The following is a 25,188-nucleotide window of genomic DNA, read 5'->3' as shown; positions in this document are numbered from 1 at the left end:
GATTTTTTGGGGTTTATTCTCCTAGCAATGGATCGATTTGGTCGTTATGATCAGGATATATATGGGGATGAAGAATATTGGCGATCTTACTCAATCCAACTAATAATCGAGGTGATGGTCGACAAAACAAATGCTCTTCTAGTATATATAATTGCTGGTTTTTAATCGCATCCATCTGTTCCCAATTAGGTCGTTTTAGAATAACTTTCGGATTAACTTTTTCTTTTTGTACGCCTACCCAAGCAACACAAATGACATTAGGATTCCTTTTTCTTACATCTTCCCAATCTGTTTTTACACTTTCTTGATCATGATCACCATACACATTTTTACCACCGGCCATTTCACTTATTTCGGTTAACCAATTGTTAGCACCAGGTGTAAAAATCGGTTTGGCCCACCATTCCCAATACAGGGATTTAGGTACTGTAACTTGTTTTTTTAAAGAGCGATATTGTTCAAGTATACAGTTGTATTTATCGTATAACTGTTGTGCTTTTGCATATGTATTCGTTGCTTTTCCAATAAATAATAAACTTTCTCCAACATCGGTTAATGATTTCGGATTAGGAACAATAATATATGGGAGTTTCCGTTCCTCTAACTCTTTGATATTTCTCTCCATTCCTGGTACAGAGAGAGAGGCTACAACTAAATCTGGCTGTAGCGCCACTACTTTCTCCATGTCGATTTTTAAATCAGGACCTAACCTTGGTAACTCAGTAATTTCTTCCGGTAAATCAGAAAAGTCATCGACTCCTACTATTGAAGAAGTTAGACCTAAATATAATAATAATTCGGTGTTACTTGGACAAATTGATACTATTTTCAATGTTTACACTTCTCCTTGTAAATTTAGTATGATGTAGCTTTCTTACATTCTACATAAACCTTTGATAGATTGTAATAGTTATGTTAAACATCTTTATAGTAATTATTGCTTTTACTTAAAACTCATAACTCATATAATCAAATTGATTTGTACTTACTGGTCATAGACCCCCACCTCTAAGCGTAGCGGGGAGGAACTTCCATTCAGGTGGAGTTGAGACTCGATCTGAGTTTCCGATGTTCTAGCGAAGCTAGAACGAGTTCTCTGCAGAGCTAGCTAAAAAATTCTCAAGAAATGACATACACCCTCACCTTATATTAAAATATAGGGTGAATTCAAAAACATTTAACGATATGATTTTCTAAAGGTTTATAGGAAGGAGAATAACACATGATGATTGAACAGATGACAGGATTAATAGATAAAGTACGTCAAAGTGCTCCAATAGTTCATAATATAACAAATGTTGTTGTTACCAACTATGTAGCAAACGGATTACTTTCGTTGGGGGCTTCACCTGTAATGGCGTATGCAAAAGAAGAAGTTGCAGATATGGCCAAAATTGCAGGTGCTTTAGTATTAAATATTGGGACTTTAACTGCCGATGAAGTTGAAGCTATGATCATAGCTGGTAAATCAGCTAATGAAAATAATGTTCCAGTTATTTTTGATCCAGTTGGAGCTGGAGCAACCCCGTATCGAACAACAGTATCACAACGAATTTTAGAAGAGGTAAATGTTTCAATTCTTCGTGGGAATGCTGCTGAAATTGCAAATCTAGTCGGAGAAAATTGGCACATTCGTGGCGTTGATGCAGGTGTTGGAAATGGAGACATTGTTGAACTAGCGAAAAAAGCAGCAACTAAGCTTGAGCTTGTAGTTGCGATAACTGGCAAGCAAGATATTATTACTGATGGTAAGCAAGTTATTATCATTGAAAATGGACATCCGATTTTAACAAAAGTTACTGGTGCGGGTTGTCTTTTTACTTCTGTTATAGCCGCATTTGCAGCTATCGAATCAAACTATTTACTAGCGGCAGCGGGCGCTAGTGCATTTTATGGTGTTACGGCAGAAAAGGCAATTCAATCGCTTGAAACTCCAAGGCCAGGTAGCTTTCAAATTCAATTTTTGGACAGTCTTTCTTTAACATCAGCATTAGATGTTAAAGAAAAAGCTAATGTATCTATATAGAATTTTTGTTCAAAGCTAAAGTATAAAATTTTTTGAGTTGGAAAGGTATCTAGCTCCAGCGCCTACGAGCTCGGTCACTTCAGTCCTTTTCGGAAGCCAAAGAGCGGCTTCCGAAAAGGCCGCCCCAGTGAAGCTACTACTTGGATTACTACGAAGCGGCTTTGCGACGAGCAAACGGAGTGGCACAGGAGCAGGTGCTCGTGACCAAGGGCGCTTGCGCTTTTCTTGTAAGATGATCGATTTATAGGATGAAATCGAGGGTGATTTCCCCCTCGATTTTTCTATACTTAAGAAGATTAACTAATTTGCTGTTCCGCTTTTGAGATATCCTCTCTTTTTTTGCTGACTTTCTCTAGTTCGAGTTGCAAGGTAAATACCTAAAACAGCCATAAAACCACCTAAAACTTGAAACCAAACTAACACTTCCCCTAGAAAAATTATTGCAAAAACGGTAGTGAAAACAGGAATTAGTGGAAGGAAGATGCCGGCTTTTCCAGGCCCAATTTGACTAACTGCACTATTCCAAGCAAGGAAAGCTACGATGGAAGCAAGGAGACCCACATAACTGATTGTCCCAAATGATTTAATGTTCCAGACAGTCTCCTTAGTAACAATTACGTTTTCCCATAAGAAAAAAGGGAATAAAATAAATATACCGATGACTAAAGAAACAGCGAAAGAACTAAGTGGAGGTAGCCTGTTAGAATGGTACTTTATCGTAATCGAATATAGTGCCCATAGAATGACTGCGATAATGACGATAACATCCCCTATATTAAAGGATAAAGTTAGTAGAACTTCTAATGATCCTTGCGAAAAAATAACCATGACACCAGTGAAAGAAAGAATGATCCCAAGTAGTTGATTTTTCTTGAGCTTTTCTTTTAATAAAAAATAGGAAAGTGTAGCAATCATCAAAGGGGCTGTCGTATTAACTAGTGATGCATTTATGGATGTCGTATAATGAAGACCTACATATAATAAGGTATTAAACCCAGCCACTCCTGTTAAAGCCATTAAAAATAGAAACTTTAAATTTTCAAGCAAAATTTCTTTTTTATCGACTATTTCTTTCCAAACGAAGGGGATGAATACAAACGCAGCAACAACCCAACGCCAAAAAGCTAGTGTGAGAGGTGGCAGTTCATCAACAATTGCCCGACCAATTACAAAATTTCCACCCCATATCATTGTAGCTAGTATAAGTAGTAAAATCGGAGATTGTTTTAAGATTTTGTTCATAGAGTAAACCTCAATTCCTAAATTTTCTTCATCACTTAATGTTACATGAATACTTAAAAATTCTAAATAGTTTAAAATGTATTAATCAAACTGATTTGTACTTAAGGGTCATGGACCCCCACCTCAAAGCGTAGTGTAGGTGGGAACTTCCATTCAGGTGAAGTTGAGACTCCATCTGAATTTCAGATGTTCTAGCGAAGCTAGAACGAGTTCTCTCAACTTACTTGGTTAATATATTGTCAATAAATTTTGGAAGTGTGATAAAATTAAACTAAGTTTATGAATATCATAATACAAAAGTAATGCTACTAATATAAATATCTAGTTTATCAATTGTATTATCTAATGTTAAAAAATGTATAGTTTCATTTCAAAGTGCGGCGCATACTATAAAAAAGTTACACAAAAAACTAAGTAACTGGTGCCCTCTATTTTTTATGCAAACTTTAAATTTGGAAAAATATATCAATTTTCGAGCGCTATTACATTAGTTAGGAGGGATAATATGTTTTCAAATAATGTATCTTTAAAGCGGTTATTTGAAGTTGGAGTTTTCTTGCTTATTATACTAATCGCATTTCATAGTTTTCTTCCATTATCAATGGATAAAAAGAAACACGAAAGAGAAACAGCTGAAAATTTAGAAAATGTCATTGCCCTTCAACATTTATTTATAGAAAAGTGGTTAGATGAAAGAGAAAACGATATTCGAACGCTGGCTTTTTCTCCGGTTGTAAAAGCAGTTGATAAAGAAAATATGAAGCCATATTTTCACACGTTTGTTGGAAATAATGCAGATTTCACCTCATTATTGTATGTGAACATGGAAGGTATTGCCGAATTTGATACGAGTTTAGAAGAGGTACCGTATACGGATGTTTCTGACCGGGAGTATTTTATCGAGGGGAAAAAAGGGAATGAGCACATTTCCGCTGTCCTTACTGGCCGCATCACAGGGGCTAATATAATTGTCTTCTCTGCACCTATTTATAATCAAAACGATAATTTCCAAGGGTTAGTTTTAGGGACTGTAGTATTAGACACCCTCGATGAATTAATGAACCGGCTTGAGATAGGGAATACTGGGGAAACCTTTATAGTTGATAAAGATGGTACATTAATTACTAATAGACGAAATAGCTTAAAGAGTGTTGAACTATTTGAAGAACAAAGTGATAAAATACAAATTCCTTATGAGCTTTTACAAAAAGCACAAAATAATGAGGCTGTTAATTATTATAAAAACTATCAAGATGAAACAGTATTAGGAACATATAAATGGGCAAATAACGATAATTGGTTAATAATTGGAGAAATTAAAAAAAGTGAAGTATTTAATTCTTTCTATCGTATGGTGTTGTATACAATATTTATTAGCGTAACGATTTTAGTAATAGCGTATATTTTCATAGTCGTCCTTTATAAAAAGATTTCTCAATCGATTGATTATGTATTAAGTGGAGCACAACTAATTAGCAGCAAAAATTATGTTGCGCAAATTGATAAGGATGCGATAAAGCAAAATCCGGAAGAGTTTCGAAAGCTTTGTGATGTATTTAATGAAATGGCAGTCACAGTTAGAACGACCATTCATGATTTAGAAGCTTCTGAAGAAAAACTAAGAAACAGCAAAGATTATTTAAGTCTAATCGTAGAAACGATACCGAATGGTGTAGTTGTCTTGGATAACAAAGGGAAAATTACATTTGCAAATAGTACAGCAAAGAAAATACTACACATTAGTTTGGATGAAATTACGAAACGCTATTATAATGATCCGGAGTGGCGTATAACCTCGCTTGATGGAGGAGAATTTCCAGATGAGGAGTTACCATTTTTTCAAGTAATGAAAACAGGAAAGGTAGTTCACAATATTGTTCATGGCCTAACTAAAAATGATGGAGAACGAGTTATTGTTTCTATCAATGCTTCTCCTTTGTTTGACAAAAATCATAATATAACTACAGTTGTTGCGGCAATCTCAGATATTACTGAAAGGACAATTGCAGAAAATAAACTACAAGAAGCAAATAGGAAGCTCGACGAACTCTCCAGAAAAGATGGGTTAACTAAAATAGCAAACCGGCGTCATTTTGATGAAACTTGTAAAAAAGAGTGGCAGAGACATGTAAGAAATGGACAACCGTTATCTATCATTCTTTTTGATATAGACTTCTTTAAGGCCTATAATGATACGTACGGTCACCAAGAGGGTGATGAGTGTTTAAGAAAAATTTCAATAACTGTGGAAAATATATTGAAAAGACCAGGGGATTTAGTAGCTCGATATGGCGGTGAAGAATTTATTATTATATTGGCAGAAACAAATGTAGAGGGAGCAGGCTGTGTCTCTGAAAGAGTTCGAGAAGAAATTGAAAATTTACAAATCGCACATTCTACTTCTAAGGTAAGTGAGTTTGTCACGGTAAGTGTGGGGTTTGCTACGACAATTCCGGACAAACGAGCTAGTATTAAAGAGTTAATTGAAAAAGCAGATCAGGCATTATATGATGCCAAAAGTAGTGGGCGGAATATTGTGAAATTCTTTGAGGAAAAATAGTGGACTAACATTAGCTCTGTTAGTCCTTTTTTTACCGCTCTTAATGGGCAGTAAGACATCCACTGATTGAAGTTTTAGCTTTATATAAATAAACTACTTAGCATCATATTTTATATGAACAGAGGACAAACTCAAGAGTTACTGTTGAGTTTTCCTCTGTTTTTTCGAGTTTAGACCAAGTTGGTCTCTATTTTTATTTGAACCTTTTATTAAACACCTTACTATAGGGTGAATAGAAGAAAACGGCCACGAAATCGTTGATAAGTGCCCGAGTTCAAATAGTAAATAATCGTTGAAAATATCTCGATATATCACATCGAATATTTCATATTTTTAGAAATGTTTGTTAATGAGTTGTGTATAATGAAGAAAGAATATAGAAAGAAGTTGAATAAATGTGGCAAATTTTCTATGGAGAATCATTGTTTTATTATCTATTTGGGTTATGGTCTTATTTGATTATTGGGATGTTGTAATAGGTGAAGCGGGGTTCATGTTTTTATTAGGCTCTTTTTTTCTTATCTATTTTATTAGACCAATCATACAACAAAAACTGCTCAGCCATATCCTACTACTAGTAACATATTTAGTAATACATATCAGTTATTTAGGAGTTCAATCAATTTCTGCTTGGTTTATTTATTATTTTTTATTAGTTGAACCTTCTATATTTATTAAAAATAAACAAGGGCATTATTATATTGTTTTAACTCTACTAATTAGTTTTTTTCCTTATTTTTTTTCAGGATTAAATTTTTTGATAGTCTACCATATGATCATAGTCTCTCTTATTGCACCAAGTTCATGGTATATGTATAACAGGTTGAGTGATCTTAACGAGAAAGATGAATTATATAATGAAATGTTTAAAGAATATAGAGCATTAAAGCGTCAAGCGTTTGAAGTGGAAAAAAGCGCAAGAGCTGAGGAACGGACAAGAATTGCACGGGATATGCATGATTCTGTTGGACACAAATTAACGGCTTTAATGATGCAGTTAGAAATTCTTGAACATTCGGTTGGTGATAAGGAAAAAAAAGGTATTAGACAAGCGAAGGAAATGGCACGTGATAGTCTACAAGAAACAAGAAAAGCTGTAAAAGTATTACAGGTTGATGGTGTAGGAGGGATGAGTTCTGTTTTTCAGCTAATTCGAAAATTGGAATCTGAAACTCATATCCGTGTTCATTTAACGACGAAAAAAGGGGTTTTATCAGCTCCGTTAACAAATGACCAAAATGTAGTCATTTATCGCTTTATTCAAGAATCCTTAACGAATGCCATGCGACACGCACAATCAAGAGAAGTAACAGTAACATTACAAATATTAGGTGATCATACAATGAAATTAGAGGTTGCTAACTGTGTTTATGATCATGTCCCATTTAAGGAAGGATTTGGTTTATCTGGACTAAGAGAACGGTTTGAAGCTATTGAAGGAACGTTAATTGCTCATCAAATAAATGGATACTTTTATTTAACGGGAACTTTTCCAATTAGGGAGGGAAGATGATGAAGAGGATCTTACTTGTTGAGGATCAGCATTTAGTGAGACAAGGATTAAAGTTAATGATTGAACAGTGTGAAGACTTTAAAGTGGTTTTTGAAGCATCAAATGGGGAAGAAGCTGTGCGATTGTTTGATGAAAAAAGTATAGATATCGTTGTTATGGATATCCGAATGCCGAAGATGAATGGGCTAGAAGCGACAAAACAAATTAAAATACGCCACCCAGAAGCAAAAATTCTCATGTTAACAACTTTTGATGATGATGAATATGCAATTGAAGCACTGAAATATGGAGCATGCGGTTATATGCTAAAAGATACAGACGGCGGCCGGCTTATTGCGGCAATTGAAAGTGCCTTATCGGGCGGTATGACTTTAGACGAAAGTGTAGCAGCTAAAGTTGTACCACGTCTCTTAAAAAAAGAGATACAACAAAACGTTGAAATCCCTTTAACGAAACGTGAATATTCGATTGTAAAGCTAGTTGGAGAAGGAAGAAACAATCAAGAAATAGCTAAATCACTCTGTTTATCTGTAGGGACAGTAAAAAACCATATTAGTCATATCTTAGATAAATTGGAGCTCCGTGATCGGACCCAGTTAGCTATATTTGCAGTTAAAAATGATTTAATCAAGTGATTGAAGATTTCTTAAAAAACCATGACGGAGTGGATGTGACCTCCGTCATGGTTTTTCTTACTTTTAGTGACGGAGTGGACTATTTTTTCAAAAAGAGTTCAATTAAAATAATCTCAGTTAGATAAACATTATATATGAGTCAAATATCTTAATCTTTAAAGTGTGAAGGGAGGCATAAATGGTGATTGAAGCCGTTGAGTTAGTTAAAAGTTATAAAAATGTGGAAGCGGTGAAGGGAGTCAATTTATTTATCGAGAAGGGGGAAATTGTTGGATTGCTCGGTCCTAATGGTGCTGGTAAATCTACAATTATTTCAATGATTTCTTCGTTAATAAAACCTACAAGTGGGGATGTCCTCGTAAAGGGAAAATCAGTTGTGAAAGATCCAAATGAAATTCGTCCGATTCTTGGTGTCGTGCCACAGGATATTGCGCTCTTTTTAGAATTTACAGCAAAAGAAAATATGTATTTCTTCGGTAGAGCTTACGGGCTAAGGGGAAAAAAACTAACCGGAAAGGTCCAAGAGATACTTGAATTAGTTGGTTTGACTGAAAGGTCAAATGAACAAATTAAAACTTATTCTGGAGGGATGAAACGTCGATTGAACATAGCTGTAGCGCTTCTTCATGAACCTGAAATAATAATTATGGATGAACCTACAGTTGGGATTGATCCACAATCGCGCAATTACATTCTTGAAACGATTCGTAATTTAAATCGCGAGAAAAAAATGACGGTACTTTATACAAGTCATTACATGGAAGAAGTCGAGTATCTTTGTGACCGTCTATACATTATGGATCGTGGCGAAATTATTGTATCGGGGACAAAAGAAGAAATCAAAGGAATTCTATCACAAGAACAGACCGTTGATATAAAAGTAGAAGAGGATTCAGAGATGTTTTATCAATCATTAAGAAATTACCCAGGTATTTCATCTGTTACTATAAGCAACCAAATTATCTCGATAATTGCTCCAAAAAAAGCTCAATTGCTGGAAGATATTATTGAAATAGCGAAAAATTCCAGGACGAAACTACTATCTTTTGAACTGCAGACGCCAAGTTTGGAAGATGTGTTTTTACATCTTACTGGTCGAAAACTTCGTGATTAAAGAGGTGAAAATAGAATGTTTTGGAATTTATTAAAAAAGGACTTACTCCAGCTGCTCCGCGATCGTAAGGAATTAGTGATCCTACTATTAATGCCGATCATATTAATTTCTATTCTTGGATTTTCTCTTCGTGGCATGATTGAAGGTAATGTATCAGATTTTACGATTGATATCGCCGTTGTAGATGAAGGGAATTATCATGAGCAAAGAATTGAATTTGAAAGACTATTAGAAGAAATAAATCTTCCTATTGAAGTACGAGAGGTTCTGCTCCAATTAAGCGAAGAGCTATCTATCCCTGAAATGCTAGTTGATCGTGTCCTTACAGAAGAACTTTCAGAGTTTATCAATCTAGAAAAAAAACCTAGTTTAGATGGTTTACAGAGTACAGGTGAAACAATAGCCATTCTTCATTTTCCTAAAGATTATCGCTTAACTACGTGGAAGGCAATGTTTTTAGAGGAGGAAAATCCACTAGCTCTAGATTTATATTTAAATGAAGAGGAAGCTTTTCAAGCAAATATTATTTCAGATATTATTGAGTCATTTTATCGACAGTTCAACATTAATACCTCTCTTGGAAAGAAAATAGCTGACCTTGAACAATCAAATTTCTCAAACGAATTTCAATTTGAAAACATAGGTGTAACGACTCATTTTGAAAATTTAAAACCAGTTACATCATTCGACTATTATACGATTGGAATGGCAGTCATGTTTGTCCTTTATGCTGCCACTTACGCAGCGGGATATGCTTATACCGAGAAACAAACCTTTGTTTTTGACAGAATGCTTCTTGCCAACATAAATCTCTGGGTTTACGGTTTAAGTAAATGGGTCTCAACTTCATTGATTGCAGTTATCCAATTATGTGTCATATTTGGGGTTAGCGCTGTTTTTTACAATGTCCATTGGCCAAATCCAGTAAACTTCTTGGTTGTCACGGTCATTCTTAGCGTATCTGTAGGATCATTAGGTGTATTAGTCACTGCTCTTTGCTACAAGTTTGAAACAAATAGATTAGTTGATATTTTTTCTGGCGGAATTATTTCAATCATGGCATTTTTAGGAGGAAGTTTTACACCTGTAAATATTTTTTCGGAAAGCCTTTGGAAAATAGGAAGCTTAACCCCAAATGGCAGTGCGTTACAATCTTATTTACTTGTGATGAGAGGTGGAGAATTAAGTAGTGCACTACCTGCATTGATTAGCAGTATCTTTTTTAGCATACTTCTCGTTCTCGTTTCAGTTTGGATTTTCCCGAAAAGGAGGATGAGTTAAATGTGGACGATATTTTGGAGTCATCTCCATTCTATAAAGCATCAGCCATTGCTAATTTTAGGAATGATAGGTTTAACCTTTGCTTTTGCATCCGTATTGGGTCAAGGAGATTTCAGTGTCACTTCCGTACCTGCATATACAGAAGGGCTAACCGATGAACAAGTCGAACAATTTAGCGAGCAATTAAATCAACACGAAAAATTCAACATAGTAATTGAAGATCAAGAAAAGGTCGAAGCAAAGTTAAGACAAAACGTTGCAGAAATGGCACTTGTACTAAAGGAGAATGATTTTGAAATTTTATTAGTAGTAAATTCGCAAAATAGTCGAGCGCTGCATTCACATGTTGTTTCCTTTTACCAAGAACGATTTATCGTTACAAAAATGGCTGAACATTTTGGAGAAGATAAAAAGATGTTAACAGAAACGCTTGTCGGGGCACTGGAAACCCCTATACTCGCCGTAAATGAAAAGACGTTCAAGGGCACTTCTGCGTTTTTATATGATCAAGGATTGCAAGCGTTATTTGGCTTTAGTTTGTTTTTTGTCATTTATTCGGTGATGTTTACAATCAGTACGATTGTAATTCAAAAACAAGAGGGAATATGGGATCGAATTATTTTATCTTCAATTAAGAAATCTCAAATATATGCAGGGCATCTAGGCTTCAGCTTTATATTAGGTTATATTCAAGTGGTCATCGTGTTCGTGTTATTTAAATTACTATTCAATGTAGATTTTTATGGTGGTTTTGTTATGGCATTGATAGTTGTGATTCCTTACATTTTTGCGATCGTTTCAATAGGTGTCTTAATTGGTAGTTTAACTACAAATCATCAGCAATTAAATGTAATCATTCCTCTTGTTTCTGTAAGCTTTGCGATGCTTGGTGGAGCATATTGGCCGATTGAAATTGTCACATCAGATGCAATGCGTTTGTTAGCTAGCTTTGTACCAATAACATACGGGATGGAGCTGTTAAAGGGTGCAACATTGTTACAGTGGGATGTTAAGCAATTTTTATATCCAGCAGCCGTATTGTTTGCAATGGGCATCATTTGTATGGGGATAGGACTAAACTTAATGGAAAGAAAACGGGTGTAAGAGTTAAAATTTCACTAGCTATGGAAGTGGTGAAAGTATTAATCAAGCTGAAATACAATATAGGAATATTGTAAAAGGTTTTTTGGTAAAATACACTCAGAAACAAAAAACATTCTGAAAGGAAGTTTATCTACAGTGACACAATCGAAATCACAAGAAGTTAGACAATTTCGAGCACGAAAAGAAGCGCAAAATCCCCACGGTAAAGTAAAGTCTTTTAAAAAGCTTGCTGATGAAGCGAAGAAAGAGTAGTCAAAGGGAGAACTCGTTCTAGCCTCGCTAGAACAACGGGAATTCAGATGGAGTTTCAACTCTACCTGAATGGGGGCTCCCACCTACGCTACGCTTAGAGGTGGGGTCAATGCCCCATAAGTACAAACCAGTTTGATTAACCTACTAGTGAAGCACTGGTAGGTTTTTTGGTCGATGATCAATAAGCAGTAAACCGCTGCCTCAAAATGGAAGAAAATCGAAAAAGTTTAGGTGGGGGATTAACGGCCACTCAAGGTCCGACATAGAATAACTTTCATCAGTGAAAGCAGATGATATGATTAGTTATTCCCTGTCTGTGGTATAAGTTAAACTAATAACTAGTGTCTATCACTTATTGAAGTTCAGTTTTATCATTAATGATTCTTGTAACTAATATACTTTATATAGGTTTATGTAGCTCATTTTTGGTAATTATGAAATTTGCTCAGTTCTTGTCTGTCTTAAATGAATAATCTTTTGAAAGTTGTACATCATAATATTTGAAGAGGACAGAGTCCTTTTCGAATAACCATACAATCCATGAACTATTCAAACAGATGTAAGGAAAGTAAATATTTTTTGAAACGTAATATCTCTCAAGGGTGTGTGATTACATTGAACAGTTTCGTTCAATACTCAGAAACTCTATGAAATGAGGTGTCTACGGGAAAGAAAAATCGTTACGGCCCTAGATCATTATTTTTGAATAGATGTTAAGGGTGTATGGTTGAATAAGAAGGGTGGTCACAACCAGTGATCATCCTTCTTTACAAATTTAAGTGGCATTCGTCTTTGTTATTAGTAAGGCTATGAGGCTCATTGGAAAAGGAGGAGGAATACGAATGAGTAATAATAAGCAAAACCATAATAATAAAAATAATAAGAAACAAAAAAGTGGAAATAAACATAAAACAAGTGGTAGTGCTAATAAAAAAAATGACTATCATTAAAGAAACGAAAAAGAAGGTACCTATTAGAAGGACCTTCTTTCTTTTTTTGTATAACCAGAATTTATAAATTTCTAACTTAGAAACTGTCTAGCTTCAGCGCCCTATCGACTAGAAAGCTTCCTTCGTCTCGTCTACGATAAGTCGAGAACGAAAGTCTAACGACTTTCGACTCTCCTATATCTCGCTCGACTCAGTCCAGCTTATTACGTCGATGAGCAAGGGCGCTTGCGCTTTTCTAGTTAATTTTAGATAATTCCTTTAACCTTCTCTTTTCTTTGTTGTACCACTTCTTCGGTTTGATTAGGAGTATTCATGTAATAATAGAACACGCCCATAAATAAGCTTCCACCAATAATATTTCCAATAGTTACAGGAACAAGGTTGTGTATTAATCCGTTTAATGAAATTGTATCTGGATGATTTAAAACTAATGCAATAGCGAACGTGCACATGTTAGCAATACTATGTTCATAACCAGATATAAAGAAACAAAAAACAAACAAAACCATTGTAAAAATTTTAGCCCCTTCATCCTTTTGCGTCATAGGGATAAAGAATGCAAGACAAATTAGCCAATTGCAGAGAATTCCACGAAAGAATAACTCTAGCCAAGGAGTGTTCATTTTTTGGTCAGTCACATATAATAAAAAGCTATTAACGGAATGGTCATTAAAAAGACCAGTAAAATAAATAAGAATGGCAAAGCAAATTGCACCAAGAAAATTACCAACATAGCTCATAGCTAATAACTTTACAACATCTATTCCGTTCATTTTTTTCCGGAGTGCTGTATAAGTATAGTAAAATGTATTCCCTGTAAATAAATCCCCACCTCCATAGGCAATTAAAATGATTGCACCACCGAAGGTAATGGCTGCCATTGGATACGTTAATGGCGAACCTTCTAAATAAAAAAGGTTTCCTGTCTTAAACGCGACAATAACTCCAAAACCAATAAAAAGGCTAGCTAACATTGATCTAAGTAGATAGCGAATTCGACTTTGTAAGTAAACCTTTTGTTTTTTTAATGCTAATTCCTCAACTTTTGAAAGAGCGACAATTTCCATTGTATATTCACCTTTCTTTTTTTTGTTAAACTTTCGCTTCTACATTAATGAAGGAAAGTGGTATAGGTTTAAGATAATCATTACTTTATCACACAAAAAACATTAAGGGAATCAAAAGTTTTGAAGGTTCAAAATCCCTTCAAATACATAACGCTTTCATTGTTAAAGTTAGGTGAACAATGAAAAGGAGTTGAAAATAATAAGCACTAAATTAGTTTCTTGAAGTTTACAGTCTCGTGTTAGCATTTTTAAAGCTTTCCTAAATGAATGAATTTCATCAATCCAAAAAGGTACAAACATTATTGAAGAGATCAACTCTCACATAATTCTTAATGCGATCAATGAAGAATTTATTAGAGATGCCATTATACCGATTGACCCTAGTCATTTTGAAGCAAGAGATCAAGACCCATTAAAAAAGAAGAGAAACCACAAAGGCCCTACCAAGCAAACGTGGTAAATCAAAAGCAATAAAGCAGATAGCCAGTAAAATAACTGTGCTACTGTTTTTTTATTTTGAGGAAAAAAGAGCAAATATCGACAAAAATTCACATAACTCTAGTATAATGAAACTAATCAAATGTTAATAAATGCAGGGGAAATCAATAAGATATTAAAAAACTATAGCGATTGGAGAGAACAAATGTGATAATCAAATCGATTAGAAGTCAAATGCTCATATATTTGTTAGTCGGATTGCTTATTTTGTTTGGTTTTTTAATATATGTAGTGGATAAAGAATTAAATAGACTACCCGAAAATATGTTAGTTCAATTTCAAGAAATTTCAAAAGCTAGAGCTGATGAAGTTCAAAAAGAACTAGAAAAGTTCCTCTTTGAAACGAAAATTATATCACAATCTCCTATTATCCAATCAATGGAATTGGAAAAAATCCAAAATTACTTGCCGCATTTAGTCGTTGAGGGGCAACATAGAAACATGACCATTGCTGATTTAGATGGTAATGCTTGGACAACAAAGGGTGACTACATAGATATATCAGATCAAGAACAATTTCAAAAAGTTATTTTAGAAGGTAGACCCAATTGGATATCACAACCCTTTATTAGTCCTTATGCAGATCGAGATGTTCCAATTGTCATCATTTCCCACGAAGTCAAAAGAAATGCAGAATTAGTCGGGTTAGTTAACATTGTTCTATCTAATAAATTTCTTAATTACGTTGTCCAAAGCATTAATCTAGGGGAAACAGGTTATGCATGGATTGTTAATAAAGAGGGCAATATAGTTGCACATCATGACCAATCAATTGGATATCATAGACATATTTCAGAACTGATACCACCTACTAATAACGATAACGTTATTTTAAAACAGGAAGAAGATTCAGGGTGGTTTAAGTATAGGGATTTTCATGGCAAAGAGATGTTTACTTTTTACAAATCAATTGAAGGATCACCTGATTGGACGTTACTTCTAACAATAAATAATGAAGAAGTATTAGGGGAAATTAGTAATGCTCGTTTAAAGATCATTTTATTTTTTGTTTTGGGTATTTTCTCTATGAGTATATTTGCTTTTTATTATGCGACTTCTATTTCAAAACCTATCCTTAAACTAAAACAAGTTTTTGATAAAGCAGAAACCGGTAATTTAAATGTAGTTGCTAATGAAAATGTAAATAATGAAATAGGTATGGCAGCTAAAAGTTTTAATAAAATGCTTAGGCAAATTAAAAAATTAACATACTATGATACATTAACTAACTTATATAATTTAAATGGATTTTTATTAGATTTACCTTATAAAGTAAAACAACTAAAAGATAAAGGTTTAGTTATTGCCATTGCGGTTATTTCAATTGATGATTTCAAACGCATTAATAGTTTAAGCGGTTATAAAGGTGGTAATTTAGTTCTTAAAAAGTTAGCTTATCAACTTCAAGGTTTTATAGAAATTGGTGAAGGAATAGGCAGGAATTTCGGTGACGAGTTTATTTTATTATTAAGGGAAGAATCTTTAGAGAAACTAGAGAAACGAATTGAAAGATTATGGGTTCAGTGTAGAACCGAGATGAAAGTTAAGGAAAATGAGTATCACTTAAAAATTTCCATTGGTGTTGCTATTATGGATACTTATTTGACTCCTGTTGAAGATGTTGTCAATCAAGCGAATATCGCTAAGACTCAAGCGAAAAAACAGGGCGGTGATCGTTATCAGTTTTATGATCTTGAAATTAATGAAAAGATCAAGCTAGAACAAAAAATAGAGAATGCTCTCTATCATGCGATCAAAAAAAAGGAATTGTATTTAGTGTATCAGCCAATTGTTGAAATGAAAACAAATTCGATAATTGGGACAGAAGCACTGATTAGGTGGAAACACGAGCAATTTGAAAGTGTTTCTCCACTTAAATTAATCGAAGTCGCAGAACAATCTGGTTTCATTGTTGATATTGGAAAATGGGTTTTAAGGGAAGCGTTAGTTCAAACGAAAAAATGGCATGATGCAGGTCACTCATCAATGTTCGTTTCGGTAAATCTTTCTACTATACAATTTGATCAACCAAATTTTGTTGAGATGGTAAAAAACATTTTAGAGGAAACTTCAGTTCAACCTCAGTTTCTTGAACTAGAGATTACAGAAACAAATGCTATGACCATGGTTGAAGAAAAGTTAGTAAAAATGAGGAAGTTGAAAGAAATGGGGATTCGTATTGCAATTGATGACTTTGGTACCGGGTACTCATCTTTAGCTTACTTTACTAGGTTTCCTATTCATACACTTAAGATTGATCGTTCATTTGTAAATGGAATTTTTCACGATGAAAATGCCAAAACCATTATTACGACTATAATCAATATGGCTAAAACGATCAATATTGCTACTACTGCTGAAGGAGTAGAAACACCAGATCAAATCAAATTCTTACAGGAACAAGGCTGCGATAAAGTACAAGGATATTTGATTAGTAGACCCGTCAAATCTGATCAACTTGAAGCATTACTTAAGGAAACGATATAAATAAAGAGGCTGTCCAAGAAATGTCGCCTAAAATATATTAATAGAAGAATGTACCATTTTCTATTAACGTATCATTTAAGGTAACTGCATCTTTTTGGAACAGCTTTTTGATTATTCTCCCACTTTTAACTTCGCGATAAGACCTACATTTATTTAATGCTAAGTTTTGTAAAAGATTTTTAAGCGTAAATACATTGAAATTAATCTCTTCGGGTTGAAATTGGGATTTTTTTATAGATAAAATTTATACAACTAACATTAAAATTTTCTTGATTTATTAGCATCATTCAAAATAAATAGATACCCATAGCTAGTACAATTTGATCTTTCCTAATTCTTGACGCAACATATTTCACAAAGATAACTGCTAATATGACTAGTTTTACTGGATTAATTAAGTTATTATTAACAAAGTGATTATTAAATAAATTGAAAATTTCGAACGGTTATTATATACATTCTAATATATTAGGTGGGGTAGAAATAATGACAAATAACATGGCTATAAGAGAAAAGAGTATTGTCTTTATAGGGTTTATGGGTGTAGGTAAAACGACGATTGGAAAACTTGTTGCAAAAAAACTATACCGTGATTTTATCGATATTGATCAAGTGATAGAAGCAGAATATGGAATGCCGGTTTCGGAATTATTCGGAAAAATTGGCGAGAAAGCCTTTAGACAGAAAGAAAAAGAAGTCATAATAAACCTATCTAAACAAAAGCTGAAGATTATTTCTCTTGGTGGTGGATCATTTTTACAAGAAGAAATAAGAGAAACATGCTTGTCCAACTGTATTGTTTTCTTCTTAGATTTATCATGGGAATCTTGGAAGGAAAGAATAAGTTTAATTATTGATAGTCGTCCGGTTTTAAAGGGGAAATCAATAGAGGAAATAGAAAAACTATTTAATGATAGACAGGAGATATATTTAGCACATCATTCGAAGATAGAAACGGACAACCAAGAAATTCAAGAAATAGTTGATTACATTGTAGAAACCTTAAAATTAGGGTTTGAATTATATGATTAGCCAGTTTAGAGAACAATGCCTAAATCGCTTGTTCTCTATTTTTATGAGCTAATTTCTTTGATGGGTTTTCTAAAGATTTTACTGACAGTTTCCCTTCATTAGCCAATTCTAACCTGTGATACTATATGACAAATGTCATGTCCACTACTTGACGTTTATGACTTAATGTTATGACATTAGTTTTTTATAATAAATACAGTGTTTATGTTGTTAAGTTCGGAGTTTAGAGGGGGAATAATGAAATGAATGTAAAAAAAATAGCAACCTTAAAAAAAGATGTGGCTCCATATGAGAAAATTGATCTACGTTCAAGTATTATTCAGATCGTTAACACAATTGGCCCGTTATTTATTTTGTGGTACGTAGCATATTTGAGTCTTTCTATATCCTATTTTCTGACAATGCCAATTTTAATTGTTGCTGCAGGTTTTATGGTAAGAACGTTTATTTTGTTTCATGATTGTTGCCATCAATCGTTCTTCAAAAGTCGAACGGCTAATGATATAGTAGGTACTCTTACTGGAGTATTAACATTAGTTCCTTATCAACAATGGAAGTATACTCATACTGTACATCATGCGACGAGTGGAAACTTAGACAAACGAGGAACTGGAGATATGTGGGTTCTTACTGTCGATGAATATATGGCTTCACCACTGTGGCGTAAAATTACGTATCGTGTTTACCGCAACCCATTTATTATGCTGTGCATCGGTCCAATTGCTGTGTTTTTAATTGAATACCGTTTTAATCGGAAAGGTGCAAAACGAAAAGAAAGATTGAACCTTTATCTTACAAATATATTAATTGTAGCATTATATGTATTTCTGGTTTGGTTAATTGGCTGGAAGGCGTTCGTGATGATTCAAGGGCCAATTTTCTTCCTGGCGGGATTACTTGGCATATGGTTATTTTATGTACAGCATCAATTTGAACAATCTTATTTTGAAAATGACGATGAGTGGAGTTTTGTTCAAGCCGCAGTTGAAGGAAGTTCTTATTATAAGTTGCCAAAACTTCTGCAATGGATTACTGGGAATATTGGATTTCATCATGTTCATCATTTAAGTCCTCGTGTTCCTAATTATAATTTAGAAAAAGCACATAATGCAGCAGTTCCACTTCAAAAAGCAACAACTATTTCACTTAAAACTAGTTTGAAATCATTAAGCTATCGTCTCTGGGACGAAGAAAGTAAAAACTTTGTAAGTTTTAAAGATATAAAACATATTTTTAGAAAAAATGGTACGATAGAAAATAATAAAGTACAATATGAAAAAGCAGATGTTCGATTTGCTAGGAAAACAAATTAACAGTTGTGTTGTTGGATTTCATAATTTCAAAAATGAGCCGCATGAATATATATCTAGTTATGAACGGTTCTAAGTAACTAGATATAGCGTCTTAGTGGCGAGAATACTTAATAACGAAATTCATTAATGCAATAAAAATAAGAAATAAAGGCGGGAGTACTTGTGAAAGCGTTAAAACAGAAATTTCTTGAAAATACTGGACTTAGTCCTTATGTTTGGGTCGTTTTTTACATTCTCCCTTTTTATTTTATTTTTCAGTCTTCATCAACCCCACAAATTATTATAGGAATTATTATGATTATTGGTTTCTTTATATGCTATGTGCTATCCTTTGTGTCTAAAGGATGGCTCGTTTACTTTGGGACGAGTGTCCAAATTGGTATTTCAGCTGCCATGGCTTTACTATTTGGGTATATTTACTTCTTTCTCTTTTTAGCATTTTTTACAGGTAATCTTAAAAATAAAGTTGCGTTTATCGTTCTATATATTATCTTACTAATTAGTACATTTTCTACTATTTATTATGGTTTGGTTACAACTCATTATCGAGTCTTAATAACACAACTGCCATTTGTTGTTCTTAGTGTAATAGCTGTTATTCTTCTTCCGGTTAGTACTTATAATAAAAATAAAGAAGATGAACTTCAAGGGAAATTAAATGATGCTAATAAGCGTATATCCGAATTAGTTAAGTTAGAAGAAAGGCAAAGAATCTCTCGAGATTTACATGATACTTTGGGGCAAAAGCTCTCATTAATTGGATTAAAGAGCGATCTTGCGTCAAAATTAATTAATAAAGATCCATTGCAAGCTCGAATAGAAATGAAAGACGTTCATAAAACGGCTAGAATTGCATTAAAGGAAGTAAGACAAATGGTTACACAAATGCGTGGGACAAAGTTAGAAGATGAAATATTTCGTGTCAAACAGATATTAAAAGCTGCGGAAATAAAATTTATTTTACAAGGAAATCCAAAATTAACGAACACATCACTCATTGCTGAAAATGTAGTGAGTATGTGTATAAAAGAAGCAGTTACAAACGTTGTTAAACATAGTAATGCTGCTAACTGTTCAGTAGTCATTGAACCTAGACAAAATGAACTTGTTGTAAGAGTAATAGATGATGGAGTAGGTATGGGAAATTCCCTTAAAAATATGAGCGGAAACGGTTTACAGGGTATGAGAGAGCGGCTCGAATTTGTAAACGGAAGTTTAGATATTGACTCAAATTTAGGTACTACCGTAACGATCAAAGTACCTAACGCTTTCAAGCAAATGAAAGAAGGAGAGGGAGAAGGATGATTAAAATTGTCATTGCTGAAGACCAGAAAATGCTACTTGGAGCACTTAGCGCATTAATTGATCTAGAGGAAGATATGACAGTTGTAGGGAGAGCCGGAAATGGAGAAGAAGCTGTAAAGTTAATACGACAGCATAAACCAGACATTTGTATTATGGATATCGAAATGCCAGGAAAAAGTGGACTTGAAGCAGCAGAAGAACTAAAAGGATTTGGCTGTAAGGTCATTATTTTAACTACATTTGCGCGTTCTGGCTATTTCGAAAGAGCCTTAAAGGCAGGAGTATACGGTTATATGCTGAAAGATAGCCCAAGTGATGAATTAACTAGTGCCATTAGAAGTGCCATGAGTGGGAAACGTATTTATGCACCTGAATTAGTTGATGAGGTTTATAGTGAAGAAAATCCATTAACAGACAGGGAAAGTGAAGTGCTAGTTCTAATGTCTGAAGGTAAGAGTACAAAAGAGATTGCCAGTAATTTATTCATTACAACAGGAACAGTGCGAAACTATGTATCATCTATCCTTGATAAATTAGAAGTGAGTAACCGGATCGAGGCAATTACTCGCTTCAAAGAAAAAGGTTGGTTTAAATAAAGACTTTTATTATATATATTTTGATATTGCATTATCTTTGTAGTATTTTTAGTGAAAATGACTTAATATAAGGGCAAACACCTTTAGTTGGAGGATACTATGAGACAAGATCAACACCAAGATAATAGATTTTACAAAGAACTGTGGTTTGCCTGGGCTGGATTAATTCTAATGCCACCAGTTGGGATTTATGCATTATGGAAATTTGGCCATTATTCTAAAGGAATACGTATAGCATTAACACTTGTTTTTGGCTTGTTTTTCTTATATATGATTACCGGTGATGAAATGAGATTCTAAGCGGTTCTATCTTGATTAGAAAAAGGAATAAGCAGTAGTAACCCTTGTTTAGCATTTATGTCATTAGCTAAATAAGGGTTTTCTCCTATTGTAAAGTCACATTATTGTAAAAAAGGGTGTAACGGCAATACTTATATTTCAATCGCGTAAATTTAGATAAGTTATGGATATAAAAATTATCCGTTTGTAATGGATTATGAAAAAAATGAATTTTCATAATTCACGCCATTAAGAATTTGGTTACAATGAACGGTTTGTAACGTTGAAATAGATTTATCCTACTTAAAACCCTACTGATTGAAGAGCAGATTTTGCAGCCCGGTTTTGGTAATTATGAAATTCAACCAATCAATTAAATTGTTTTAATACAAAAAAGGTCGTATGATAAGTTCATATTAGTAAACAATACCAATAGTCATTTGGTGTTAAAAAATAGTGGAAAGAGGTGTTTGGATGGGGCAAATCGTGGAAATTGCTTACGCTAATTTATTATCGCCGATGATTTTATTTTTTTTGATGGGTATTCTTGCAGTGTTGGTAAACTCTGATCTCAAAGTTCCTTCAGCTTTTTATGTTGGATATACAATGATTATATTATTTACAATTGGTATTAAAGGTGGAGTTGAACTACGAAATGTTTCATTTTCGGAAATGCTACCTGCAATTTTTGCGGCGGTTTTCTTAAGTATACTGATGTTATTTATTGCTTATTTTGTTGTAAAAAAATTATTCCGGTTTTCTATAGTTAATTCATGGGCTATTGCTGCTCACTACGGTTCAGTAAGTGCGGTCACTTTTGTTGCAGGTATAGCTTTTTTAGACAAGGTTGCTGTATATTATGAAGCTTATATGTCAGCGATACTAGTAATTATGGAAGGTCCTGCAATTATTTTAGCGATTATTTTTTATAAAATGTATGTGCAAAAGAATGGGGAGGAAACAAACAATCCTAATTCGAGTTTGCAACATGTTGTAAAGGAAGCATTCTTTGGAAAAAGTATTTTTTTATTACTAGGGGGGATTTTTATAGGGTTTGTCGCTCATACCGATGGTCTAATAAAAATTCAACCACTATTCGGGGACTTATTTTATGGGGTCCTATGTATTTTCCTATTACACATGGGTATGATTGCGACACAAAGTATTAAACAAATGGAAAAATTAAACCCACTCTCTTTTATGTTTGCCTTTATTCTACCAATTATTGGTGGTACGATAGGTGTACTTGTAGGTAACGTTATTGGATTATCTTTGGGTGGTGCCTTTATTCTGGCAATTTTAACGGGAAGTGCGTCCTATATAGCGGCTCCGGCCGCGATAGAACAAGCTATTCCAAAAGCTAGTTCTGGGATATATTTAGGCTCAGCACTTGGGTTAACGTTACCATTCAACCTAATTATAGGCATCCCATATTTTTATTGGGTTGCTACAATGCTATATTAAGAAGATAGATTAAGGATATGGGGATGAAAAATAATGGCAGAAATTAAGTATGAAATTATTGAGACATTTGGTAAGGTCTCTGAAAACGCAAAAGGCTGGAAAAAAGAATTAAATTTAATAAGCTGGAATGATCGTCAACCAAAGTATGATTTACGGGATTGGGATTCCGATTATAAAAAAATGGGTAAGGGAATTACTTTATCTAAAGAAGAACTACTAGAACTTAAAGGGATTTTGAATAAAATGGAACTATAAAAATAAACTTGCAATGGCGTATCAAACTAATCACAGTTTGATACGCCATTTTCATAGGGAATATTATTTAACTGATTGAATTTTATAACTACCAAAACCAAGCTGTAAAAATGATGATTTATGAAATGTAAACTGTTTATCTACTTAACGCAGTTGATAAAATGTCTTTTTCTTTCTGTTGAAAAAAATCTAACCTATGATTATATATTCCATGGATTGATCGAAATTGCAAAGGAAACTTACCATTGTGTAAATAAAGATTGTCTTTTAGCATAGGTAGGATTAAATTGTACCTAATTTTATTAATTGTGTTTACTTCATCTAGAAAACGATGTAATACGTTTTCATTAACATACAGTTGATTTTTATACATAAAAATATGTTCATAGTTAGCCAGTACTTTATTGCCAAAGGTTAAAGTAGAGTTAAGATTTTCAATAGTAATCCTTTGCTTGTTTGTTTCGTTATATATCGTTCTTTCTGTAATCGCTCTTTCAAAGAGTTTAGAAGTATCTACGTATCTTTCATATGGGTGGCCTTGAAGGATAACTGTTACATAATCATAACCATTTTCTTTAGCGAAACTAACTAAAGTATGTTTTGACGCACTTGTATACCCAGTTTTTCCACCAATGATAGTCTCGTCATAGTATGGACTCTGTTTTCTTATTTGTTGATTTGTTGCTCTCCAGTTACGGACGACTACTTCTCCATCTTCCCGGTGAAAATTGGCCCTATAGGTAGGAGTACTAACTAAAGGAAGAAAATCTTTATATTGAGCAGCGTAAAGTCCTATTTTTGCAAGGTCCTCAGCAGTTGTATATTGGTCAGGATCATGATAACCATGTGAATTAACAAACTGTGTATTTACAGCTCCGATTTCCATTGCTTTTTCATTCATCATTTTTACAAAATTCTTTTCTGAACCAGCAATATGGCAAGCAACGGCAACTGCAGCATCGTTTCCCGAAGGTACCATTAATCCGTATAATAATTGTTCAAGAGTTAAGACATCACCAGGTCTGATATGTGCTTTCGAACTATCAAATGGAATACTTTCAATCTCTTCTGAAACAATAACTGTGTCAGAAATATTTCCAAGTTCTAAAGCAAGAAGAGCAGTCATGATCTTTGTAGTACTTGCTGGATATAATTTTTCATTGCTATTTTTTGAGAAAAATATATTTTCTGGTCTGTTCTCAATAATAATCGCAGCTTCAGCTTGAACAGTTTCTTTGAAATCTATCTGCTTTGCGATAGGTCTTATTTTAGTTGGGTCAATATATGGTGTTGAATTAATACCGTTATTAAGTTGCAAGGGTAACGTAAAAGAAGCCTTAGAATTTTCGATATATAATTTACCATTATAAATAGTTAAGAACTCTGACAGGGGATAAAATGTTGAGCCCTGATAAGTAATCTGTGGGTGTTTAGAAGTACTGTTATCAATAAGAAAAGGTTCCACTTGAGCGACGATAGTTTCCTTTTTTGCCGCTTGTACAACTAAACCTTCTGGAACAAGGGTAGATATAAAACCACATGTTAAAATAATAAAAATCATCTTAGCAACAACTTTTCTCACTCAACAGCCTCCCTAATAGTAGCTCATATTTATGATTGATTGAATATATGGAAGGTAAATTTGGGTTATTCCATGATAATACTTTAATAATTATTATAGTAGAAATATAAATGCCCGAATAGAGTTAGATAAATGATTTTTTACAATAAATTAAGACGATGGATCAGCTACCAAATTCTTATGTTATATGTGGTTGGAGTGGAGAAACTCAAAAAATAGGTGGTATCGTGCATAACCTGTGTAGCATAGCGCACAACGGAGTGATGATCGAACATAATGGAGTGTGAATCGAGTAAACCCGAGTCAAAATTGCAAATAATAAGTAAACCCTTGAAGTACAATAGTTAACCATGAAATTAGAGTAAACGAAATATTTAAGTAGAAATAAATGCCTAAACACTTGAAATCATGTGATCTTATCAAGTGTTTAGGCATTTATACTGCGTTGTAACAAAAAAGTATAAAAAAGATAATAAATAGAAAAGTCTAAAAACCTTTGTTATATATTCTATCAAAATTTCACAAAAAAGACACAAAGCGTGTAAAACTATAACTATCGTTTCATCAATCTCTTAAGGGGCATTAAGACTTCCAAATAAAAACTTAAGAGAAACAAAAAAGACTAGATGGGGT

Annotated in this window: 20 protein-coding genes; 16 read left to right on the top strand and 4 right to left on the bottom strand. The window is 33.7% G+C overall.

Translation table 11 applies throughout. The annotated features are described in order from the left end of the window. Window positions 1–13: 13 nt before the first annotated feature. On the bottom strand, window positions 14–832 hold the full coding sequence (locus BKP37_RS09970) for a cobalamin-binding protein (protein WP_071309462.1): 819 nt from the start codon (window positions 830–832) through the stop codon (window positions 14–16). A gap of 390 nt (window positions 833–1,222) precedes the next feature. On the opposite strand from BKP37_RS09970, the gene thiM reads away from it, so the two are divergent. Then, window positions 1,223–2,026, top strand: coding sequence for a hydroxyethylthiazole kinase (thiM, locus tag BKP37_RS09965; protein WP_071309461.1), 804 nt, complete (start codon window positions 1,223–1,225; stop codon window positions 2,024–2,026). A gap of 300 nt (window positions 2,027–2,326) precedes the next feature. On the opposite strand, the gene BKP37_RS09960 is transcribed toward thiM, so the two are convergent. After that, window positions 2,327–3,268 carry a DMT family transporter gene (locus tag BKP37_RS09960; RefSeq protein ID WP_071309460.1) on the bottom strand — a complete coding sequence of 314 codons (942 nt, stop codon included), beginning with the start codon at window positions 3,266–3,268 and terminating at the stop codon, window positions 2,327–2,329. Between the two features lie 505 nt (window positions 3,269–3,773). Between BKP37_RS09960 and BKP37_RS09955 the strand changes: the two genes are divergently transcribed. The 7 genes from BKP37_RS09955 (at window position 3,774) to BKP37_RS20495 (ending at window position 11,727) form a co-directional block, all read left to right on the top strand. After that, a complete protein-coding gene (locus tag BKP37_RS09955; RefSeq protein WP_071309459.1) occupies window positions 3,774–5,828 on the top strand; it encodes a sensor domain-containing diguanylate cyclase in 2,055 nt (684 codons plus the stop codon). A 397-nt stretch (window positions 5,829–6,225) separates the two neighbouring features. Continuing rightward, entirely contained in the window at window positions 6,226–7,341 is a 1,116-nt protein-coding gene (locus tag BKP37_RS09950; RefSeq protein ID WP_071309458.1) for a sensor histidine kinase, read from the top strand. After that, window positions 7,341–7,976: a response regulator transcription factor gene (locus BKP37_RS09945; protein WP_071309457.1), complete on the top strand. Its 636-nt coding sequence runs from the start codon at window positions 7,341–7,343 to the stop codon at window positions 7,974–7,976. The genes BKP37_RS09950 and BKP37_RS09945 overlap by 1 nt, the downstream gene beginning before the upstream one ends. Before the next feature lie 178 nt (window positions 7,977–8,154). Then, window positions 8,155–9,090 (top strand): ABC transporter ATP-binding protein, encoded by a 936-nt coding sequence (locus BKP37_RS09940; RefSeq protein ID WP_071309456.1) that lies wholly within the window; start codon window positions 8,155–8,157, stop codon window positions 9,088–9,090. A 15-nt stretch (window positions 9,091–9,105) separates the two neighbouring features. Continuing rightward, window positions 9,106–10,371 (top strand): ABC transporter permease, encoded by a 1,266-nt coding sequence (locus tag BKP37_RS09935; RefSeq protein ID WP_071309455.1) that lies wholly within the window; start codon window positions 9,106–9,108, stop codon window positions 10,369–10,371. Continuing rightward, complete coding sequence (locus BKP37_RS09930; protein WP_071309454.1) at window positions 10,372–11,475, top strand: ABC transporter permease; 1,104 nt, start codon at window positions 10,372–10,374, stop codon at window positions 11,473–11,475. It abuts the gene before it with no gap. Window positions 11,476–11,610: 135 nt separating this feature from the next. Then, window positions 11,611–11,727 (top strand): DUF6254 family protein, encoded by a 117-nt coding sequence (locus tag BKP37_RS20495; protein ID WP_245712494.1) that lies wholly within the window; start codon window positions 11,611–11,613, stop codon window positions 11,725–11,727. 1,195 nt (window positions 11,728–12,922) lie between these two features. Here the strand turns inward: BKP37_RS20495 and BKP37_RS09925 are convergent. Then, window positions 12,923–13,744 carry a formate/nitrite transporter family protein gene (locus tag BKP37_RS09925; RefSeq protein ID WP_071309453.1) on the bottom strand — a complete coding sequence of 274 codons (822 nt, stop codon included), beginning with the start codon at window positions 13,742–13,744 and terminating at the stop codon, window positions 12,923–12,925. Window positions 13,745–14,389: 645 nt separating this feature from the next. Here BKP37_RS09925 and BKP37_RS09920 point away from each other — a divergent pair. From BKP37_RS09920 to BKP37_RS09885, 8 genes are all read left to right on the top strand, one after another. Beyond that, window positions 14,390–16,729 (top strand): bifunctional diguanylate cyclase/phosphodiesterase, encoded by a 2,340-nt coding sequence (locus BKP37_RS09920; RefSeq protein WP_071309452.1) that lies wholly within the window; start codon window positions 14,390–14,392, stop codon window positions 16,727–16,729. 486 nt (window positions 16,730–17,215) lie between these two features. After that, entirely contained in the window at window positions 17,216–17,761 is a 546-nt protein-coding gene (locus BKP37_RS09915) for a shikimate kinase (protein WP_071309451.1), read from the top strand. 242 nt (window positions 17,762–18,003) lie between these two features. Then, entirely contained in the window at window positions 18,004–19,074 is a 1,071-nt protein-coding gene (gene desA, locus BKP37_RS09910; protein WP_071309450.1) for a Delta(5) desaturase DesA, read from the top strand. A gap of 162 nt (window positions 19,075–19,236) precedes the next feature. Continuing rightward, window positions 19,237–20,379 carry a sensor histidine kinase gene (locus BKP37_RS09905; protein WP_071309449.1) on the top strand — a complete coding sequence of 381 codons (1,143 nt, stop codon included), beginning with the start codon at window positions 19,237–19,239 and terminating at the stop codon, window positions 20,377–20,379. Next, window positions 20,376–20,975: a response regulator transcription factor gene (locus tag BKP37_RS09900; protein WP_071309448.1), complete on the top strand. Its 600-nt coding sequence runs from the start codon at window positions 20,376–20,378 to the stop codon at window positions 20,973–20,975. The genes BKP37_RS09905 and BKP37_RS09900 overlap by 4 nt, the downstream gene beginning before the upstream one ends. 99 nt (window positions 20,976–21,074) lie before the next feature. Then, window positions 21,075–21,275, top strand: a complete 201-nt coding sequence (locus BKP37_RS09895) for a hypothetical protein (RefSeq protein WP_071309447.1) — start codon at window positions 21,075–21,077, stop codon at window positions 21,273–21,275. Between the two features lie 453 nt (window positions 21,276–21,728). After that, a complete protein-coding gene (locus tag BKP37_RS09890; RefSeq protein WP_071309446.1) occupies window positions 21,729–22,718 on the top strand; it encodes a sodium-dependent bicarbonate transport family permease in 990 nt (329 codons plus the stop codon). Window positions 22,719–22,751: 33 nt separating this feature from the next. Next, window positions 22,752–22,973 (top strand): YdbC family protein, encoded by a 222-nt coding sequence (locus BKP37_RS09885; RefSeq protein WP_071309445.1) that lies wholly within the window; start codon window positions 22,752–22,754, stop codon window positions 22,971–22,973. Window positions 22,974–23,109: 136 nt separating this feature from the next. On the opposite strand, the gene BKP37_RS09880 is transcribed toward BKP37_RS09885, so the two are convergent. After that, complete coding sequence (locus tag BKP37_RS09880) at window positions 23,110–24,555, bottom strand: D-alanyl-D-alanine carboxypeptidase family protein (RefSeq protein ID WP_071309444.1); 1,446 nt, start codon at window positions 24,553–24,555, stop codon at window positions 23,110–23,112. Window positions 24,556–25,188 lie beyond the last annotated feature (633 nt).

The organism is Anaerobacillus alkalilacustris (genome assembly GCF_001866005.1).
GTDB lineage: Bacteria > Bacillota > Bacilli > Bacillales > Anaerobacillaceae > Anaerobacillus > Anaerobacillus alkalilacustris.
Note: the sequence above shows the minus strand (reverse complement) of the source record. Positions and strands in the feature narration are given on the sequence as shown.

Bases quoted from the DNA above. Each gene is read 5' to 3' on its own strand.
- thiM (WP_071309461.1), top strand. From the start codon at position 1,223: ATGATGATTGAACAGATGACAGGATTAATAGATAAAGTACGTCAAAGT.
- BKP37_RS09960 (WP_071309460.1), bottom strand. From the start codon at position 3,268: ATGAACAAAATCTTAAAACAATCTCCGATTTTACTACTTATACTAGCT.
- BKP37_RS09955 (WP_071309459.1), top strand. From the start codon at position 3,774: ATGTTTTCAAATAATGTATCTTTAAAGCGGTTATTTGAAGTTGGAGTT.
- BKP37_RS09945 (WP_071309457.1), top strand. From the start codon at position 7,341: ATGAAGAGGATCTTACTTGTTGAGGATCAGCATTTAGTGAGACAAGGA.
- BKP37_RS09940 (WP_071309456.1), top strand. From the start codon at position 8,155: ATGGTGATTGAAGCCGTTGAGTTAGTTAAAAGTTATAAAAATGTGGAA.
- BKP37_RS09935 (WP_071309455.1), top strand. From the start codon at position 9,106: ATGTTTTGGAATTTATTAAAAAAGGACTTACTCCAGCTGCTCCGCGAT.
- BKP37_RS09930 (WP_071309454.1), top strand. From the start codon at position 10,372: ATGTGGACGATATTTTGGAGTCATCTCCATTCTATAAAGCATCAGCCA.
- BKP37_RS09925 (WP_071309453.1), bottom strand. From the start codon at position 13,744: ATGGAAATTGTCGCTCTTTCAAAAGTTGAGGAATTAGCATTAAAAAAA.
- BKP37_RS09915 (WP_071309451.1), top strand. From the start codon at position 17,216: ATGACAAATAACATGGCTATAAGAGAAAAGAGTATTGTCTTTATAGGG.
- desA (WP_071309450.1), top strand. From the start codon at position 18,004: ATGAATGTAAAAAAAATAGCAACCTTAAAAAAAGATGTGGCTCCATAT.
- BKP37_RS09900 (WP_071309448.1), top strand. From the start codon at position 20,376: ATGATTAAAATTGTCATTGCTGAAGACCAGAAAATGCTACTTGGAGCA.
- BKP37_RS09895 (WP_071309447.1), top strand. From the start codon at position 21,075: ATGAGACAAGATCAACACCAAGATAATAGATTTTACAAAGAACTGTGG.
- BKP37_RS09890 (WP_071309446.1), top strand. From the start codon at position 21,729: ATGGGGCAAATCGTGGAAATTGCTTACGCTAATTTATTATCGCCGATG.
- BKP37_RS09885 (WP_071309445.1), top strand. From the start codon at position 22,752: ATGGCAGAAATTAAGTATGAAATTATTGAGACATTTGGTAAGGTCTCT.